The sequence below is a fragment of the Arthrobacter sp. CAN_A2 genome, assembly GCF_015752045.1.
Taxonomy (GTDB): domain Bacteria; phylum Actinomycetota; class Actinomycetes; order Actinomycetales; family Micrococcaceae; genus Arthrobacter_D.
The window spans coordinates 82,199-99,241 of record NZ_JADOUS010000008.1 but is presented as its reverse complement, the minus strand read 5'-3'; the positions used below and the strand labels follow the sequence as shown (position 1 = coordinate 99,241).

General features: G+C 70.1%; 13 protein-coding genes. 3 read left to right on the top strand and 10 right to left on the bottom strand.

The window, feature by feature from the left end:
- Positions 1-1,302: a cation:proton antiporter gene (locus IWX63_RS12020; RefSeq protein ID WP_199278399.1), complete on the bottom strand. Its 1,302-nt coding sequence runs from the start codon at positions 1,300-1,302 to the stop codon at positions 1-3.
- Positions 1,303-1,524: 222 nt separating this feature from the next.
- Here IWX63_RS12020 and IWX63_RS12015 point away from each other — a divergent pair, with 222 nt between their 5' ends.
- Positions 1,525-4,821, top strand: coding sequence for a DEAD/DEAH box helicase (locus tag IWX63_RS12015; RefSeq protein ID WP_199278398.1), 3,297 nt, complete (start codon positions 1,525-1,527; stop codon positions 4,819-4,821).
- 194 nt (positions 4,822-5,015) lie between these two features.
- Here the strand turns inward: IWX63_RS12015 and IWX63_RS12010 are convergent, their stop codons facing one another.
- From IWX63_RS12010 to IWX63_RS11975, 8 genes are all read right to left on the bottom strand, one after another.
- On the bottom strand, positions 5,016-5,879 hold the full coding sequence (locus tag IWX63_RS12010) for an alpha/beta fold hydrolase (protein WP_199278397.1): 864 nt from the start codon (positions 5,877-5,879) through the stop codon (positions 5,016-5,018).
- A 41-nt stretch (positions 5,880-5,920) separates the two neighbouring features.
- Positions 5,921-7,438 (bottom strand): ABC transporter ATP-binding protein, encoded by a 1,518-nt coding sequence (locus tag IWX63_RS12005; protein WP_199278396.1) that lies wholly within the window; start codon positions 7,436-7,438, stop codon positions 5,921-5,923.
- Positions 7,414-8,166 carry an energy-coupling factor transporter transmembrane component T gene (locus IWX63_RS12000; RefSeq protein ID WP_199278395.1) on the bottom strand — a complete coding sequence of 251 codons (753 nt, stop codon included), beginning with the start codon at positions 8,164-8,166 and terminating at the stop codon, positions 7,414-7,416. The genes IWX63_RS12005 and IWX63_RS12000 overlap by 25 nt, the downstream gene beginning before the upstream one ends.
- A 3-nt stretch (positions 8,167-8,169) precedes the next feature.
- Positions 8,170-9,087, bottom strand: a complete 918-nt coding sequence (locus IWX63_RS11995) for an ECF transporter S component (protein ID WP_334685828.1) — start codon at positions 9,085-9,087, stop codon at positions 8,170-8,172.
- A 99-nt stretch (positions 9,088-9,186) separates the two neighbouring features.
- A complete protein-coding gene (locus IWX63_RS11990) occupies positions 9,187-10,227 on the bottom strand; it encodes a nucleoside hydrolase (RefSeq protein ID WP_199278394.1) in 1,041 nt (346 codons plus the stop codon).
- 2 nt (positions 10,228-10,229) lie between these two features.
- Entirely contained in the window at positions 10,230-10,895 is a 666-nt protein-coding gene (locus IWX63_RS11985) for a GntR family transcriptional regulator (protein ID WP_199278393.1), read from the bottom strand.
- A 104-nt stretch (positions 10,896-10,999) separates the two neighbouring features.
- Positions 11,000-13,843, bottom strand: coding sequence for an aconitate hydratase (locus IWX63_RS11980; RefSeq protein WP_199278392.1), 2,844 nt, complete (start codon positions 13,841-13,843; stop codon positions 11,000-11,002).
- A 119-nt stretch (positions 13,844-13,962) separates the two neighbouring features.
- The gene (locus tag IWX63_RS11975; protein WP_199278391.1) at positions 13,963-14,226 is read right to left on the bottom strand and encodes a YegP family protein; all 264 of its coding nucleotides are present in this window, start codon (positions 14,224-14,226) and stop codon (positions 13,963-13,965) included.
- A 157-nt stretch (positions 14,227-14,383) separates the two neighbouring features.
- Between IWX63_RS11975 and IWX63_RS11970 the strand changes: the two genes are divergently transcribed.
- Positions 14,384-14,704: a hypothetical protein gene (locus IWX63_RS11970; RefSeq protein WP_199278390.1), complete on the top strand. Its 321-nt coding sequence runs from the start codon at positions 14,384-14,386 to the stop codon at positions 14,702-14,704.
- A 6-nt stretch (positions 14,705-14,710) separates the two neighbouring features.
- Here the strand turns inward: IWX63_RS11970 and IWX63_RS11965 are convergent, their stop codons facing one another.
- Positions 14,711-15,541 carry an SDR family NAD(P)-dependent oxidoreductase gene (locus tag IWX63_RS11965; RefSeq protein ID WP_199278389.1) on the bottom strand — a complete coding sequence of 277 codons (831 nt, stop codon included), beginning with the start codon at positions 15,539-15,541 and terminating at the stop codon, positions 14,711-14,713.
- 201 nt (positions 15,542-15,742) lie between these two features.
- On the opposite strand from IWX63_RS11965, the gene fdhA reads away from it, so the two are divergent.
- Positions 15,743-16,960 carry a formaldehyde dehydrogenase, glutathione-independent gene (gene fdhA / locus IWX63_RS11960; RefSeq protein ID WP_199278388.1) on the top strand — a complete coding sequence of 406 codons (1,218 nt, stop codon included), beginning with the start codon at positions 15,743-15,745 and terminating at the stop codon, positions 16,958-16,960.
- Positions 16,961-17,043 lie beyond the last annotated feature (83 nt).

Below are 17,043 nucleotides of genomic sequence, written 5' to 3'. Positions count from 1 at the left end.
CTAGACGGGCGTGTTCGGGGCCTGCGCCTCGTCGCCCTGTTCCCGTGCCTTGCGCTGCCGCGCCCGGTCCAGCGCGTTGATGACGGGCGCCGCGGTGATGCCGTGCACCACGATCGACATGACGATCACCAGCGCACCGATCCGCCACAGGGCCGACTCGTCGGCCGTGAACTCACCCTTCGACAGCGCGTAGCTGAGGTAGTAGATGGACCCGATGCCGCGCACGCCGAAGAAGGCCAGGGTGCGGCGCTCCCGGGGGCCGGTCTTCCCGCGCGCCAGGCTGACCCAGGCGGTGATCGGTCGCACCAGGAGGATGAAGGCTGCGGCGACCACGACTTCGAGGGGGCGGAGCCCCTCGAAGAGTCCACGTGCCACGGCACCACCGAGCAGGACGAGCACGACGACGGTCAGCAGGCGCTCGAGCTGCTCGATGTAGCTGTGCAGGACCCCGTGGTAGCCATGGGTCTGCTCGCCGGAGCGGATGGTCAGCGCGCACACGAACACCGCGATGAAGCCGTAGCCCTCGACCGCCTCGGTCAGCCCGTAGGTCAGGAAGGTGGCCGCCAGCGCGACGAAGCCCTCGGAGTGGTTGGCGAGGCGGACGCTCTTCATGGGAGTGCGGAAGAAGACGCGGGCCAGGAGCTTGCCCATGCCGAAGCCGAGGGAGCAGCCGACGATCATGCGCCAGAGCACGTCGAGCAGGATCCACTCCGGGAACCAGGCCGACGGTGCGAGCCCCACCGTGCTCAGCAGGATCGCGAGGTAGACGAAGGGGAACGCGAGCCCGTCGTTCAGGCCTGCTTCGGAGGTCAGCCCGAACCGCACCTCGTCCTCGGCATCCAGGTCCTCCTCCGACTCCGACGGCTCGCCCACCTGCACCTCGGAGGCCAGGACGGGGTCGGTCGGGGCCAGGGCCGCAGCGATCAGCAGGGCCGACGCGAGACCGAGGCCGAGGACCCACATGCCCATGAGGGTCACGCCGAGGATGCACAGCGGCATCGCGATGCCGAGGAGCCGCCAGGTGGTGGACCACCGGCGCCAGCCGACCTTGCGGTCCAGGGCCAGTCCGGCGCCCATCAGCGAGATGATGACGCAGACCTCGCTGAGGTGGATGGTCACGTCGCTGTACTTGATGGGATCCGGGTCAGGCAGGTCCTTGGCGAACGTGAAGATGATGATGCCGGCGGCGAGGAAGACCATGGGCATCGACACGGGGGCGCGCATGAGCAGCCGGGGCAGGAGCGCGGCCGCGAACACGGCGAGCCCTGCCGCGGCGTAGATGATGCTTGGAGCCTCGAACACGTGCGACCTCTTCTGTTTCCCTGCGACCTGACGATCAGCCCCAGCCAACAGTAGGGCAGGCACGGGCGCCGCAGGACTGTGCCTGCCGGTTCGCAGTTCCCGGGCCGCAGCGGGTAAACTCCGGGGTCGTTTCCGGCCGGATGCCCGCCCGCTCCCGAGCCTTTCCCCCGAAACGGTGCGCCCGGCGAGGAGAGCGTCGCCGCCGCATGAGAGCATGGAATTATGCCCAATTCCACCCACCCCATGGTCGATGTCACCGACATCATCCGGATCGTGGGCGGCGCGGCATTCCAGCGCGGGCAGACCTACGCCAAGGACGGCGCCGTGAGCTCCCTCACCTGGGACGCCGATTCCAAGCTGCTGACCGGAAAGGTCCGCGGCACCGCGCCCAATGACTACAGGACCAAGCTGCGCCTCGGACTCAAGGGCGACGGCCGCTTCCGCCCCCTCGAGAACTTCTGCAGTTGCCCCGTCGGCGCGGACTGCAAGCACGTGGCGGCCACGGCCCTGCAGAGCAACACCGAGAACCTGCTGGCGCAGCACGAACGCGAACTCGGCGCCCGGACCGCTCCGCCCACGTCGGTCCCCGCGGGCTGGCAGACGTCCCTCACGGATCTCCTGACGGCCGACTCCGCCGACGCCGTCCCGCCCGCCCCGCGGACACCGCTGGGCCTGCAGTTCGAACTGCGCACCCCCGAGGTCGCCGTGCAGCGATGGGGTTCCGCCGCCGAGCGCCAGGGCCAGCGCACCCTCAACACACGCCTCGGTGTGCGGCCCGTCAGCCAGAACGGCAAGGGCAAGTGGATCAAGAACAACCTGTCCTGGGGCAGCATCAGCTACCAGACGTACGGGCTGACGCTGGATCCGGACCAGCACCGGTGGTTCTCCCAGTTCCCCGCACTGCACCGCGGCACCGGCGTCAACTACTTCGGCAACAACGACTCCTGGCTGTACCTCGACGACTTCAGCAACCCGCTGCTCTGGCAGCTGCTGGACGAGGCCCAGCGGCTCGGCGTCGAGTTCGTCGGGTCGAAGAAGTCCGTCACGATCGAACTCGCGGCCCGCGCCACCCTGAAGCTCGACGCCACGGAGACGGAGGACGGCTCGCTGCGGCTGTGCCCGGCGCTCGATGTCGACGGCAAGCCCCACCCGTCCGAGACGGCCCACGTCATCAGCACGCACGGCATCTACATCGTCGCCCCCGATGACACGATCACCCTCGCCCCGACGTCGCGCAGGCTGACCCCGAAGGACATCGACCTCCTCCAGCGCGGGCACGCCGTCGTCGTCCCCGAGGAGGAGAAGTCCCTCTTCCTGCAGGACTACTACCCGAAGCTGCGGCAGTCCATCCAGGTGGACAGCAGCGACGGCAGCGTGGAGCTCCCCGAGATCCAGCCTCCGGCGCTCGTCCTCACCACCGCCTACGGCGCGGACGGGTCGGTGGCGCTCGACTGGCACTTCGACTACACCCTCGGCGACGCCGTGCAGCGGCGGCCCTTCCGCAGGGGAGGCCCCGGCAGCGACGACGGCTACCGCGAGGCCGACGTCGAGGACGCCCTCGCTGCCTCCGCGCGCCAGGCCCTCGGTCCCCTCCCGATCAGGTCGCTCAGGCTCGAGGACATGCAGGCCGTGGAGTTCGTGGAGGACGTCCTGCCGCGGCTCGTGGAGCTCGACGGCGTGAACGTCGAGGTGGTCGGTGAGAAGCCCGACTACGAGGAACTGACCGAGACCCCCACCCTGCGGATCAGCACCGTCGAGACGGACGACCGCGACTGGTTCGACCTCGGCGTGATGGTCACCGTCAGCGGCCGCACCATCCCCTTCGACTCCATCTTCCGTGCGCTCGCCCAGGGCCGGAAGAAGCTGAAGCTCGTCGACAACAGCTACCTCTCGCTCGACCAGCCCGTCTTCGAGCAGCTCCGCGAGCTCATCGAGGAAGCCAGGGCGCTGAGCGAATGGGACCCGGAGTCCGGGCTTCAGATCAGCCGCTACCAGGCCGGGCTGTGGGCCGACCTCGAGGACCTCGCCGAGGAGACCGAGCAGGCGCAGTCCTGGCGCGACGCCGTGAGCGGGTTGCTCGAGCTCGAGGACGTCGAGGCCACGCCCGCACCGGCCGGCCTGGTAGCCGACATGCGCCCCTACCAGGCGGAGGGCTTCAGCTGGCTCGCGTTCCTGTGGCGGCACCGCCTCGGCGGCGTGCTCGCCGATGACATGGGGCTCGGCAAGACCCTGCAGGCCCTGGCCCTGATGATCCATGCGAAAGAGACGTCAGGGCTCGACGCGCCGTTCATCGTCGTCGCGCCCACCTCCGTGGTGCCCAACTGGTCCAATGAGGCGCGCCGCTTCGCGCCGGGCCTCAAGGTCGTCTCCATCACCGACACGCAGGGTGCCTCGGGCGTCCCGATCGACGAGCAGGTGGGCGGCGCCGACGTCGTCATCACCTCCTACACGCTCTTCCGGCTCGATTTCCCGGTCTACCAGGATCTCGCCTGGTCCGGCCTCGTGCTGGACGAGGCGCAGTTCGTGAAGAACCGTGCATCGAAGGTGCATCAGGCGGCGAAGGACTTCGATGCGCCCTTCAAGCTCGCGATCACCGGCACGCCCATGGAGAACAACCTCATGGAGCTGTGGTCCCTCTTCAACATCGTGGCACCCGGTCTGTTCCCCTCGGCACGCAAGTTCACCGAGGACTACCGCACGCCCATCGAGAAGATCGGCGACAACCGTCCGCTCGTGCGGCTCCGCAAGCGCATCCGCCCGCTGATGATGCGCCGCACCAAGGAGGCCGTCGCCTCCGATCTCCCGCCGAAGCAGGAGCAGGTCCTGGAGGTCGAGCTCCACCCCGAGCACCGGCACATCTACGAGACATACCTGCAGCGCGAACGGCAGAAGCTCCTCGGGCTGATCGAGGACATGAACCGCAACCGCATGATCGTCTTCCGGTCCCTGACCCTGCTGCGCATGCTCAGCCTCGATGCCTCGCTGGTGGACCCGGCACACGCGGGCGTCCCGTCCGCGAAGCTCGAGGTACTGTTCGAGAACCTGGAGGATGTCCTCGCGGAGGGGCACCGGGCCCTCGTCTTCAGCCAGTTCACGTCGTACCTCAAGAAGGCCGCCGAGCAGCTTGACGCCCGTGGCATCGAGTACGCCTACCTGGACGGATCCACCCGGAGCCGCGGCGACGTCATCGACTCCTTCAAGGAGGGCAAGGCCCCCGTGTTCCTCATCAGCCTCAAGGCCGGCGGGTTCGGCCTGAACCTGACGGAGGCGGACTACTGCTTCCTGCTCGACCCGTGGTGGAACCCCGCCTCCGAGGCCCAGGCCGTGGACCGCACCCACCGCATCGGGCAGACCAAGAACGTGATGGTCTACCGCATGGTGTCCAAGGGGACCATCGAGGAGAAGGTCATGAAGCTCAAGGAGAAGAAGGCGAAGCTCTTCACCTCCGTCATGGACGACGATGCCATCTTCTCCTCCGCGCTGACCGCGGACGACATCCGGGGCCTGCTCGACGCGTGAACCCCAGGCGGGTGCGGCGCTGCGCGGGGCCGAGGTGGTCCCGTGCGTCACGCCACCCCGCGTGCGCCGCCCATCGCACCCCGGGTGCGTCGCCCGAGGGCGCACCCGGGGCGGGTCCACGACGACGACACCCACCACACCTGCACGACGCACCGCAGGTCAGCGGCATGTCCTCGGCAGGATCGGGCCCGGAGTCAGTCGCGATCGTCCCGGTTCCGCAGCGCGGGGTCGAGCAGCTCGGCGAAGGCACGGGGCCGGGCGGCGATCCACCAGTGCCCGCCCGGGACGCTCGTGACGGTGAGGTCCGACACCCAGTCCTCCAGCCCGTCGACGAGGTGCGGCGACAGGAAGGGATCCTTCAGCGGGACGATCACGTGCACGGGGACGGTGATGGGCCGCCGTCGGGGTGGCTTCACCGCGGTGGACATGTTGGTCCGGTAGAGGGCGAGTCCCCGCACCGGGTCCTGCCCCACATTGCGCCGCGCCGTCAGCTCGTAGCGCCGCGTCAGCGCGTACTTCCACAGCGCCTCGGGCAGGACGGGGAGCCTGAAGAACCCGACGTACCAGCTGCGCAGCACCTGCCCCACGCCCTGCGGCACCAGCCGGGGGTTCTGCAAACGCCCGCGCAGCCACCGGGAGAAGTGCCGCAGATCGGGGCCGGAGATGCTGGTGTAGTCGATGATCCGACCCTGCGCACGCTCCTCCTGGAGGGCGGCCCAGCCCTGGATCGACCCCCAGTCGTGGCCCACCAGGCGCACGCCGCCCGGCGCATCCACGGCGTCGAGGACGGCGAAGAGGTCGTCGACGAGCTCCGCCAGGGTGAACCCGGCGCCCTCGCGGGGACGGGACCGGCCCGCGTTCCGGGTGTCGAACGCGACCAGGTGGTGCGTCGGGGCGAGCTCCCGGAGGACCGGGTGGAAGACGCGGTGGTCGTCGGGATAGCCGTGCACGAAGACGATGGTCGGCGTGGACGGGTCCGGGTCGAGGCCGTACTCGAACACGGCGAGGTCGGCGCCCGCCGCCTCGACCCTCCGGTGTCTCTCGCGCAATAGGTCCATGAGGTTCACCCTAGGGGCTGTGTCCGCCCGGCGGAGGCATATCAGCGCGGCATCCGACCGTCCGCGCGGATCCTGCCGTCCTCGAGCCAGACGCTCCGGTGCGCGACGGCGTCGGCGAACGCGGCGTCGTGCGTCGCCATGACGACGCAGCCGCCGCCGCGGGCATGACGCGCGACGACGGCGGCGAACAGGTGCCGCGCCGGCTCGTCCAGGCCCGCGGTGGGCTCGTCGAGCGCCCAGACCGCCGGACCCGTCGCGATGAGGGAGGCCAGTGCCACCGCCCGCCGCTGCACGAAGCCCAGTTCGTACGGGTGGGCCTCCGCCAGCGCCCCGAGTCCCACGGCGTCGAGGGCGATCGCGGCCCGCCGTGCGGCCTCGTCCTTCCGCAGTCCCGCGGCGCGCGGACCGTAGGAGACCTCGCGCAGCACCGTGCGCTCGAAGAGCTGCTGGTCCGTGTCCTGGAACAGGTACCCGACGGTGGCCGCGAGGGCACCGGTCGGCTGCCGGCCGATCAGCATGCCGCCCGCTGCGACCGAGCCGCTGTCCGCCCGGGTCAGCCCGTTCAGGTGCTGCAGCAGGGTCGACTTGCCGGACCCGTTGGGACCACGGACGGCGACCACCTCGCCCGCACGGACGGACAGGTCGACGCCGGCCAGTCCCGCCGACGGACCCACCGAGCCGGGCTCCCGGGGATAGCGGAAGCCGAGGCCACGCACCGCGACGAGCTCCGGGCCCGCGGGATCGACGGCGAGCCGGACGGCGTCGTCGCCCAGCCGGAGGGGCTCCCCCGCCGTCCCGATGCCGACGCGACGCAGCCCTGCCCGGCGCGCCTCGGTCAGCGGGCCGTCGAAGACAGGGCGGCCGTCGGCGAGCGCCAGGACGCGCGCGGCCTGCGGGGCGTCCTGCGGGAGCATGGGTGCGCAGACGACCACGCCGGTGCCGTTCCGCCGCAGCGCCTCCAGCGCCGCCGCGACATCCTGCGCCGCATCGTCGTCGAGCCCCTGGAACGGTTCGTCGAGGACGAGGATCCCGGGCCGCTGGATCACGGCGGCGGCGATGATGATGCGCTGCAGCTGCCCGCCGGAGAGCCTGCGGGGATCACGCGCCAGGAGGGGTGCCAGCTTCAGGGTGGCCGCGACGTCGTCCACGGCCCGCCGCAGCTCCTGCTCGGGCATGCCTCGGTTGGCGGGGCCGAAGGCGATCTCCTCGGCCACGGTGGAGGACATCATGGACAGCTGCCCCCAGGCGCCCTGGGCGACGAACGCCACCCTCGCGCTCCACCGGGCGGGATCGATCCGCGGGTCGTCCGGTCCCCCGCGGAAGCGCACGGTCTCGCCGTCGAGCGTGATCGCCCCGGTGAACGTGGAGCCCGCGTCGGTCCCGGTCAGGCCCGCGAGCAACCGGGCGAGGGTCGTCTTGCCGGACCCGGAGGCCCCCGCGACGAGCACGTAGTCCCCTGCCTCCACGGTGAGGGCGACGCCGGCGAGCACCGGGGCGCCGTCGTCGTAGGCGAAGGCCGTGCCGTCGAGGCCGATCATGCCGCCGCCGTCAGGAGCCACGCCGCGGAGAACGCACCGACGACTGCGACCATGGCGCGGCGTGCCGCACGCTGGCGTGCCGTGTCCGAGTCCGGCACGTAGCTCGTGCGCGGGCCCCGGGACGAGAAGCCGCGGGCCTCGAGCATGCGGGTGCGCTCCGAGGCGTCCACGAGCAACCCGATCACGAGCGGCGTGAGGACGGTCAGCAGGGCCCGGAAACGCGAGAACGGCCCGCGGCCCACGACGAGACCGCGGGCCTGCTGGGCCCGCGTGATCCTGCGTGCACGCTGCGCCACGTGCGGGATGAGCCCGACGGCGGATCCGACGACGAAGACGAGCTTCCGGTTCCAGCCGCGGTGCGTCATGGTGGCCAGGAGGTCGGGGATGTCCAGAGTCATGGCCGCCGTCAGCAGGACAGCGGTGAACACGGTCATGCGGAGACCCATGAGGGCGGCGAAGGACAGGCCCTCGACGGTCACGCGGGCGACGCCGAGATCGGCCAGGACGGTGGTGCCCTCGGGGAAGAAGAGCCCGTGGAGCAGCAGGGAGGAGATGAGCAGGGGCCCCGCGATCAGGATGATCGCCAGGCCGATCTGCCGCGGCCGGCCTGAGAGGAGCACGGCGGGGAGCACCACGAGGACCAGCACCGCGAGGGAGAACTCCCAGCGGTCCACCACGAGGACGAGCACCACCAGCAGGACCGCGGCGAGCAGCTCGGTCAGGGGGTTGTAGATCCTGCGGCGGGGCACGGTTCAGCCGACGCCGGTGTCGTTCCCGCGCGCGGGGGTGGTGGCGGCTTGTCGAGGGTCGGCAAGGCTGCCGGCGGCGGTGCCGGTCGTGGCGGCGGTGCCGGTGTCGATGCCGGTCGTGGTGCCGGTCCGGTGTCCGAGCACCCGGTACGTACGGGCGAAGGGGAACTGGCGGACGGCACGCTGCGGCAGTGCGTAGACGATCAGGGCCACGATGACGAACACCACGATCTTGTCGAGGGAATCCGACAGCAGGCCCTGCTTCGTGGCCGCGACCAGCAGCTTGTCCCCCATCGAGCGGAAGACGGCGATGATCGCGTTGGTCCCGAACGTCCCGGCGGCCCCGAACATGAAGACGGCCACCGGCGCCGCGACGAGCCCGCCGACCGCCCCGACGACGAGCCCGGCCACGGGGGCGAGGTAGATCCGGCGGAACGCACCGTAGCGTGCGGCCAGGCCGGCGAGCAGCCCGACCAGGGCGGCGCCTGCCGCGAAGGGCAGCGCGAACGGGTTGAAGAGACCCCAGACGGCGTTGCTGATCGCGCCCGTCGCGGCGCCCGCCGCGGGGCCGGCCAGGACGGCGACGAGGACGGTGCCGATGGCGTCGAGGTAGATCTGCATCCCCAGGGAGCCTGCGATCTGGCCGATCGCGATGTTGAGGGCGATGCCCAGCGGCATGATCACGAGGGAACTCGTGCTGAGCATCGGCAGGATCCCGCCGACCAGCAGCGCCCCGCCCCCGAGGAACCCGAAGAGCGAGACGAGCGACGCCGTGCTCCCCATGCCGCCGGCGATCTCGGCCGGCTGGACGACGACGAGGAACACGTAGGTGGCCACGATGAGCGCAGCGCCGAGGACGATCAGGATTCGCCGCGGTCGTTGGGCGGTCGGCTCGGAGGCCAGGATCAGGGATGAACTCACGGTATTCCTTGGGCGCGGTGAAGGGATGAGGACGCACCTCATGTCACCTCGGCGCCGGCCGCGCAGCAGTACGCGGCAGCCACTAGTGTACCGGGTGCCTCAGCCGTGCAGGCGGGCGACCTGGGACAGCCTGCGCACCATCAGCTCGAACACCGCCGCGGGGTCGTTGCCCGTGACGATCCGCGCGTTGGGCTCCCGCTTCCACATCCCGGCGAAGTCGGCGACCGTCTGTCCGAAGGTGAGCGACGATCCCGTCTCGACGTCCACGGTCGCCAGGCGTTCGTCGAAACCCGCCTCCCCCGTCGCGACCATCGCGGCGAACAGGTCGTGGAGGTGCGCCACGTACCCCTGGTCGTACAGGCGGTGGAACTCCATGTAGAACCGGAGGGCATCGGACACGCAGGCGACGACGGCATTGCCGTTCGTGCTGCGCGTCCCCTCGGCCTCGTCCGGATCGAGGATCTCGGCCCCGGCTCCGGCGGCACGGGAGACGGCGTCGACGTGCGCGGGGGTGCACTCGATCCGCTCCGTGATCTCGAGCGCGCACACGATGGGCAGCTTTCCGACCGGCAGGCCCTCGTAGGCCGCGTAGACCTCCCGGGCCGCATGCGGGTCCACGTGCGTGTTCCACTCGGCGACCGGCGTGGTGTTCCCCGGATAGTTGAACGCGCCGCCCATGATGACGAGGCCTTTCAGGAGCATCGGCAGCTGCGGCTCGGCGCGGATCGCGAGCGCGAGGTTGGTGAGCGGACCCGTGACGAGCCCGGTGACCTGCCCGGGATGGTTCCGCACCGCCTCGACCCAGACGTCGACGGCGTGGCGCGCCGAGATCCCGCCGCGGGGTGGGGGGAGCACGGCGTAGCCGATGCCCTGGTCGCCGTGCGTCTCCTCGGTGGTGACGAGGGGGATCTCCAGCGGCACCTCGCTGCCGAGGGCGACCTCCACCCCGGAGGAGCCGCACAGCTCGAGCAGGGCGAGGGTGTTCGCAGCGACCTGCCGGGCGCCGACGTTGCCCGCGGTGCAGGTGATCGCCTCCAGCGTCACGTCCGGCGTCCCGAGGAGGTAGAGGAGGGCGATCGCGTCGTCGATGCCCGTGTCGGCGTCGAGCAGGAGGCGGTGCCGGCCGCGCTCGGAAGGCACCGTCAGTCCGCCGCCGTGGTGCGCAGGAGCTGCAGGCGGATGGTGCGGGCCGTCTCCATGTGCCGGCGAGCGATACCTCGGGCGTCGTCGCTGCGCCGCTCGGTGATGGCGCTGATCAGCGCCTCGTGCTCGAGGAGCACCTCCTGCCAGCGGTTGCCCACCGACAGGGTGGAGCGCGGCGTGTGGATGAGGTGGGTCGAGAGCCGCTGCAGGAGGTCCATGAGGATGGGGTTGCGCGCGGCCGCCCACAGCGAGGTGTGGAACTCGAGGTTGTTGGTGACTCGAGCGGTGTCATCGGGATCGACGACGGCGCGGTCGCGTTCCAGCAGCGCCTCGAGGCGCATGAGGTCCGCTGTCCCGCGGTTGAGCGCGGCCTGCCCGGCGGCTTCCTCCTCGAGCATCACCCGGAGGTCGTAGATCTGGATGACTTCCTGCGGGTCGATCTGCGGGACCTGGAGGCCGCGGGCGGCGCGTTCGAGCAGCCGTTCGTGCTGCAGCCGGCTGAGCGCCTCGCGCACGGGCGTCCGTGACACGCCGAACCGTTCCGAGATGACCACTTCCCGCAGGGCCGTCCCGGGCGGGTGCACTCCGGCGAGGATCTCGCCACGGAGGACCCGGAAGATCACATCGCCGTCCACGCGCGCCGACAGTTCCGCGGATTCTGCCATGGCGCCCTCCTCGGAGGTCTCGTGGTTCGGATGGTGAGGGCTGATGCCCTGCGGACGGCCCGGGCCGGGAGGCATGCCTCCCGGCCCGGAACCACGGGCCGGCGCTAGCTCACGAGCTGGCGCAGCACGTACTGCAGGATGCCGCCGTTGCGGTAGTAGTCGGCTTCACCCGGCGTATCGATGCGCAGGACGGCATCGAACTCGATCGGCGATCCGCCGTCGGCGGGGGTGGCGCTGACCTTCACCGTGCGGGGGGTGCGGCCCTCGTTGAGCGCGGTGACGCCGCTGACCGCGAACGTCTCCGTGCCGGTGAGGCCGAGGCTCACCGCGTTCTGGCCCTCGGGGTACTGCAGGGGCAGGACGCCCATCCCGATGAGGTTCGAGCGGTGGATGCGCTCGTAGCTCTCGGCGACGACGGCCTTGACGCCCAGCAGCGCGGTGCCCTTGGCGGCCCAGTCACGCGAGGACCCGGAACCGTACTCCTTGCCGGCGAGCACCACGAGCGGCGTGCCTGCCGCGCGGTAGTTCTCGGCGGCGTCGTACACGGCGGCCTGCGGCGCGTCGGGCTGCGAGAAGTCCCGCGTGAACCCGCCCTCGACGCCGTCGAGCAGCTGGTTCTTGATGCGGATGTTCGCGAAGGTGCCGCGGATCATGACCTCGTGGTTGCCGCGGCGCGAGCCGTAGGAGTTGAAGTCCTTGCGCTGGACACCCTTCTCGGTGAGGTACCGGCCGGCCGGGGTGTCCGACTTGAAGGACCCTGCGGGCGAGATGTGGTCGGTGGTGACCGAGTCGCCGAGCTTCAGCAGGACGCGGGCGCCGTCGATGTCCTCGACCGGGCTCGTTTCGCGCTGCATGCCGTCGAAGTACGGAGGCTTCCGCACGTAGGTGGACTCGGGATCCCAGGCGAAGGTGTCGCCGTCGGGCGTCGGCAGGGACTTCCAGCGCTCGTCGCCCTCGAAGATCGTCCTGTAGCTCGAGGTGAACATCTCCTCGTCGATCGAGGAGTCGATGACCTGCTGGACCTCGACCGGGTTGGGCCAGATGTCCTTCAGGAAGACGTCGTTCCCGGCTTCGTCCTGGCCGAGGGGCTCGGTGTCGAAGTCGAAGTCCATGGTGCCGGCGAGTGCGTAGGCGACCACCAGCGGCGGGGACGCCAGGTAGTTCATCTTCACGTCCGGGTTGATGCGGCCTTCGAAGTTGCGGTTGCCGGACAGGACGGCGGTGACCGCGAGGTCGTTGTCCTGGATGGCCTGCGAGATCTCGTCCTCCAGCGGGCCGGAGTTGCCGATGCAGGTGGCGCAGCCGTAGCCGACCGTGAAGAAGCCGAGCTTCTCGAGATACGGGATCAGGCCCGACTTCTCGTAGTAGTCGGTGACGACCTTCGAGCCCGGTGCCACGGAGGTCTTGACCCACGGCTTGGACACGAGGCCCTTCTCGACGGCGTTGCGCGCCAGGACCGCGGCGGCGAGCATGACCGACGGGTTGGACGTGTTGGTGCAGGACGTGATCGACGCGATGCTGACGGCGCCGTGGTCGAGCTCGAACTCGCGGCCGTCCTTCATGGTCACGCCGACCTTCTTCGACGGACGCGTGGAGCCGTTCGCCCCGGCGGGGACGGTCTCGCGGGGTTCCGCGTTCTCGTCGGTGACCGTCGACGTGGTGCCGGGCGTGAAGCTCGGCGAGTCGGAGGCGGGGAAGCTCTCCTGGGAGGCCTCGTCCACGGTGCCGCCGGGCGCGAAGGTCAGCTCGGGGTCGTTCGAGTAGTTGCGCAGGTCCTCGCGGAACTGGGCCTTGGACTTGGTGAGCTCCACGCGGTCCTGCGGGCGCTTGGGCCCGGCGATGGAGGGGACCACGGTGGACAGGTCCAGCTCCAGGTACTCGGAGAAGCGGATCTCGCGGGACGGGTCGTGCCAGAGTCCCTGCTCCTTGGCATAGGCCTCGACCAGCGCGACGTTCTCGGCCGGGCGGCCGGTGAGGCGCAGGTAGTCGAGCGTGACGTCGTCGATCGGGAACATGGCGGCGGTGGAGCCGAACTCGGGGCTCATGTTGCCGATGGTCGCGCGGTTGGCGAGGGGCACGGATGCGACGCCCTCCCCGTAGAACTCGACGAACTTGCCGACGACGCCGTGCTTGCGCAGGATCTGCGTGATGGTGAGGACGACGTCGGTCGCGGTGGCGCCGGCGGGGATCTCGCCGGTGAGCTTGAAGCCGACGACGCGCGGGATGAGCATGGAGACGGGCTGGCCGAGCATGGCGGCCTCCGCCTCGATGCCGCCGACGCCCCAGCCGAGCACGCCGAGGCCGTTGACCATCGTGGTGTGCGAGTCGGTGCCGACGCATGTGTCCGGGTACGCACGGAGCACGCCGTCGACCTCGCGGGTCATGACGGTGCGGGCGAGGTACTCGAGGTTCACCTGGTGCACGATGCCCATGCCCGGCGGGACGACCTTGAAGTCGTCGAACGCGGTCTGTCCCCAGCGGAGGAACTGGTAACGCTCCCCATTGCGCTGGTACTCGATCTCCATGTTGCGTTCGAGGGCGCCGGCGTTGCCGAACACGTCGATCTGCACGGAGTGGTCGATGACCATCTCGGCGGGCGCGAGCGGGTTGACCCGCTTGGGGTCTCCGCCGAGGTCCGCGACGGCCTCACGCATCGTTGCGAGGTCGACGACACAGGGGACGCCCGTGAAGTCCTGCATGATCACGCGCGCCGGGGTGAACTGGATCTCGGTGCTGGGCTCTGCCGCGGCATCCCACTGCGCGAGCGCGCGGACGTGGTCTGCCGTGATGTTCGCGCCGTCTTCGGTGCGAAGCAGGTTCTCCAGCAGGATCTTGAGGCTGAACGGAAGATTCTCGGCGCCCTGGACCGCGCTGAGCCGGAAGATTTCGTAGTTGGCGCCTGCGACGTCGAGAACGCCCTTTGCGCCGAATGAGTCCGCGGTCGACATGACGTTGGCTCCCTTCAGAGAGGTTGTGGAATAGCCTCATCCTATTCCACGGGCAGGGGCACTGTATACAGTCGTACACCGTGTCCCCGACCTCTCGGGACGAACCCCCGCGGCCCGGCTCAGCCCTTGTGCCGGACCGCGCCGCCACGGTCCGGATCGGACTGCAGCCCGAAAATGAGCTCCGCCTCCTCCTGGGACTCGACCCGGCTGTGGTCCACGACCGGACCGGTCCCGGCGATCTCGCGGATGAGTTCGATCCCGGCGACCGCTTCCTCCTTCGAGGCGTAGTAGGCGGACACCGCCACGAGGGTTCCATCCGGGGCGGTGAGCTTCACCCGGAAACCATTGTCGTGAGCGTCCACCAGTTTGAAATATCCAGCCATCGTCTTACCTCCTTGTAAGGGACAACTTCCGGGACCTGCGGTCCCTTATCATAAGCATTCTTACCGCTTCTGATACGGGGGCGTCGGATACTCCTGATCGAGGATCCGGAGTATCCACCGACCAACGCCCGCAGGGGCGTGAGTGAGAAGGAGCACGATGACCGAGTCGAGCAGTGCAGGCAACCCCGACGGCGCAACCCTGCCGTCCGACCACCCGCTCGGTCCCTCCGACGGACACGCCGACGGCCGTCCCGCCCCGGATCGGCGCGAGGAGGTGCTGGAACCTTCGCCCGGAGCGACGGGCCACCATGCCGCGAGCATCCGGGAGGAGCAGGGAAACCACGAGGCCGGCGCCGTGCCTGCAGCATTCGACGGGGACGACCCGGCGGGGCGGCCCGAAGGCGCCGACCGCCCGCGCCATCCGGAGGACTCCGCCCTCGAGCACGACACGTGGGACGGCGGCGCCGCGGATCGCTGACGCCGCTCAGCGGCCCCGAGCTGCGAGTCGGGCCACGAGGGACGACGGCGTCACCCGCGCCAGCGCCACGAGCGCCTTGTAGCGGAGGCTGGGGATGGAGACGGCCTTGCCGGCCGCGGTATCACGCAGCGCGTCCCGCACCACGGGACCGGCGTCGAGCCACAGGGCCGCAGGGACGGACGACGTGTCCACCCCCATGCGCTGGTGGAATTCCGTGCGGACGAAGCCGGGGCAGACCGCCGTCACCCGGATCCCCTCCCGCCCGTACGCGATATTCGCCCAGCGGCTGAAGCTGATCATGGCCGCCTTCGCGGCGCCGTAGGTACCCCGCGGGGTGAAACCGGCGACACTCGCCACGTTGATGATCGTGCCGGAGCGGCGGGGCCGCATCGACTGCAGGACCGCATGCGTCAGCGCGAGGGGCACCTCGATGTGGATCCTCAGATGGCGGATCTCGTCGTCGAGCGCATTGTCCGCGAACGGCGCGACCAGGCCGTAGCCGGCATTGTTGACGAGCACGGTGACGGGCGCCCTGCCGGGCTCGATGCCGGTGCCCGACGAGGTGACCGATGGGGCGCCGGGGAGTCGTGATGCGCCGGAGCCCTCCCCCGCGACCCGCAGGCGGTCGAGCACGCGGGCGAGCCCGTCGTCGTCGAGCAGGTCGGCGGCGATCGCCTCGACCGCGACACCCTGGGCGCGGTACGCAGCCGCCGCCTCCGCCAGGGGACCCGGGGATCTGGCGACCAGCACCAGGTCGCATCCTCGGGCGGCGAACTGGCGCGCGAACTCGGCCCCGATCCCCGACGTGGCCCCGGTGATCAGGACGGTTTCACTCATTCTCCAACCCTCTCCCAGGTCGGGCGGCGAGACAAGGCACCGCCCCCGGATCCGCCGTCCCGCCATGCAACGTCGATGCGACCCCCCGCCGTGTAGGTTCGGCCCTACTGGCGAGCGAGTGGCACCCACCTGCGCCTTTCGCCCGCCGGTTCCAGCGCCGACACCAACCGGCGCGACCGATGTGTCACGAGAGGAAGTTCCATGAGCGGTAACAGAGCTGTTGCGTACAAGGGACCAGGGAAGGTCGAGGTCATCGACACCGACTACCCGACATTCGAACTGAAGGACGGGCCGGGGGTGAATCCGGCCAATGTGGGCCGGGCCCTCCACCACGGCGTGATCCTGAAGACCGTCACCACCAACATCTGCGGCTCGGACCAGCACATGGTCCGCGGGCGCACGACGGCGCCGACAGACCTCGTGCTGGGACACGAGATCACCGGTGAGGTCGTCGAGGTGGGGCGCGACGTCGAGTTCATCAAGAAGGGGGACATCTGCTCCGTCCCCTTCAACATCGCCTGCGGACGGTGCAGGAACTGCAAGGAGCGCAAGACCGGCATCTGCCTGAACGTCAATCCCGCCCGACCCGGAGCCGCCTACGGCTACGTGGACATGGGCGGGTGGGTGGGTGGCCAGGCCGAATACGTCCTGGTGCCCTACGCGGACTGGAACCTGCTGAAGTTCCCGGACCGGGACCAGGCGATGGCGAAGATCCTCGATCTGACGATGCTGTCGGACATCTTCCCCACCGGCTATCACGGCGCCGTCTCGGCGGGCGTCGGCGTCGGATCGACGGTCTACGTCGCCGGTGCCGGCCCTGTGGGCCTCGCCGCCGCAGCGTCGGCACAGCTGCTGGGTGCCGCCGTCGTCATCGTGGGCGACCTCAACGAGGATCGGCTGGCCCAGGCACGGAGCTTCGGCTGCGAGACCGTCGACGTCTCCAAGGGTGATCCGCGGGACCAGATCGAACAGCTCCTGGGCGTGCCGGAGGTCGACTGCGGCGTCGACGCCGTGGGCTTCGAGGCGCGCGGCCACGGCAGCGGTGCGGCGACGGAGGCACCGGCCACGGTGCTCAACTCGCTGATGCAGGTGACTGCGGCCGGCGGTGCACTGGGCATCCCGGGCCTGTACGTCACCGGGGACCCGGGAGGCATCGACGAGGCCGCGAAGGTCGGGTCGCTGTCGCTCAGCCTCGGCACGGGATGGGCGAAGTCGCTGTCCTTCACCACCGGACAGTGTCCGGTGATGAAATACCACCGCGGCCTGATGATGGCGATCCTGCACGACCGCGTGCAGATCGCCAAGGCCGTGAACGCGAAGGCGATCGGGCTGGACGAGGCACCGCGAGGCTACGAGGAGTTCGACGCCGGAGCTGCGACGAAGTACGTCCTCGATCCGCACGGGATGGTCGCCGCCTGATCAGGGCGTCGTCCGCCTGAGCGGACCAGGAAGGGGCTCGGACCGTCGCGGTCCGGGCCCCTTTTTCCGGGGCCGGAATCACC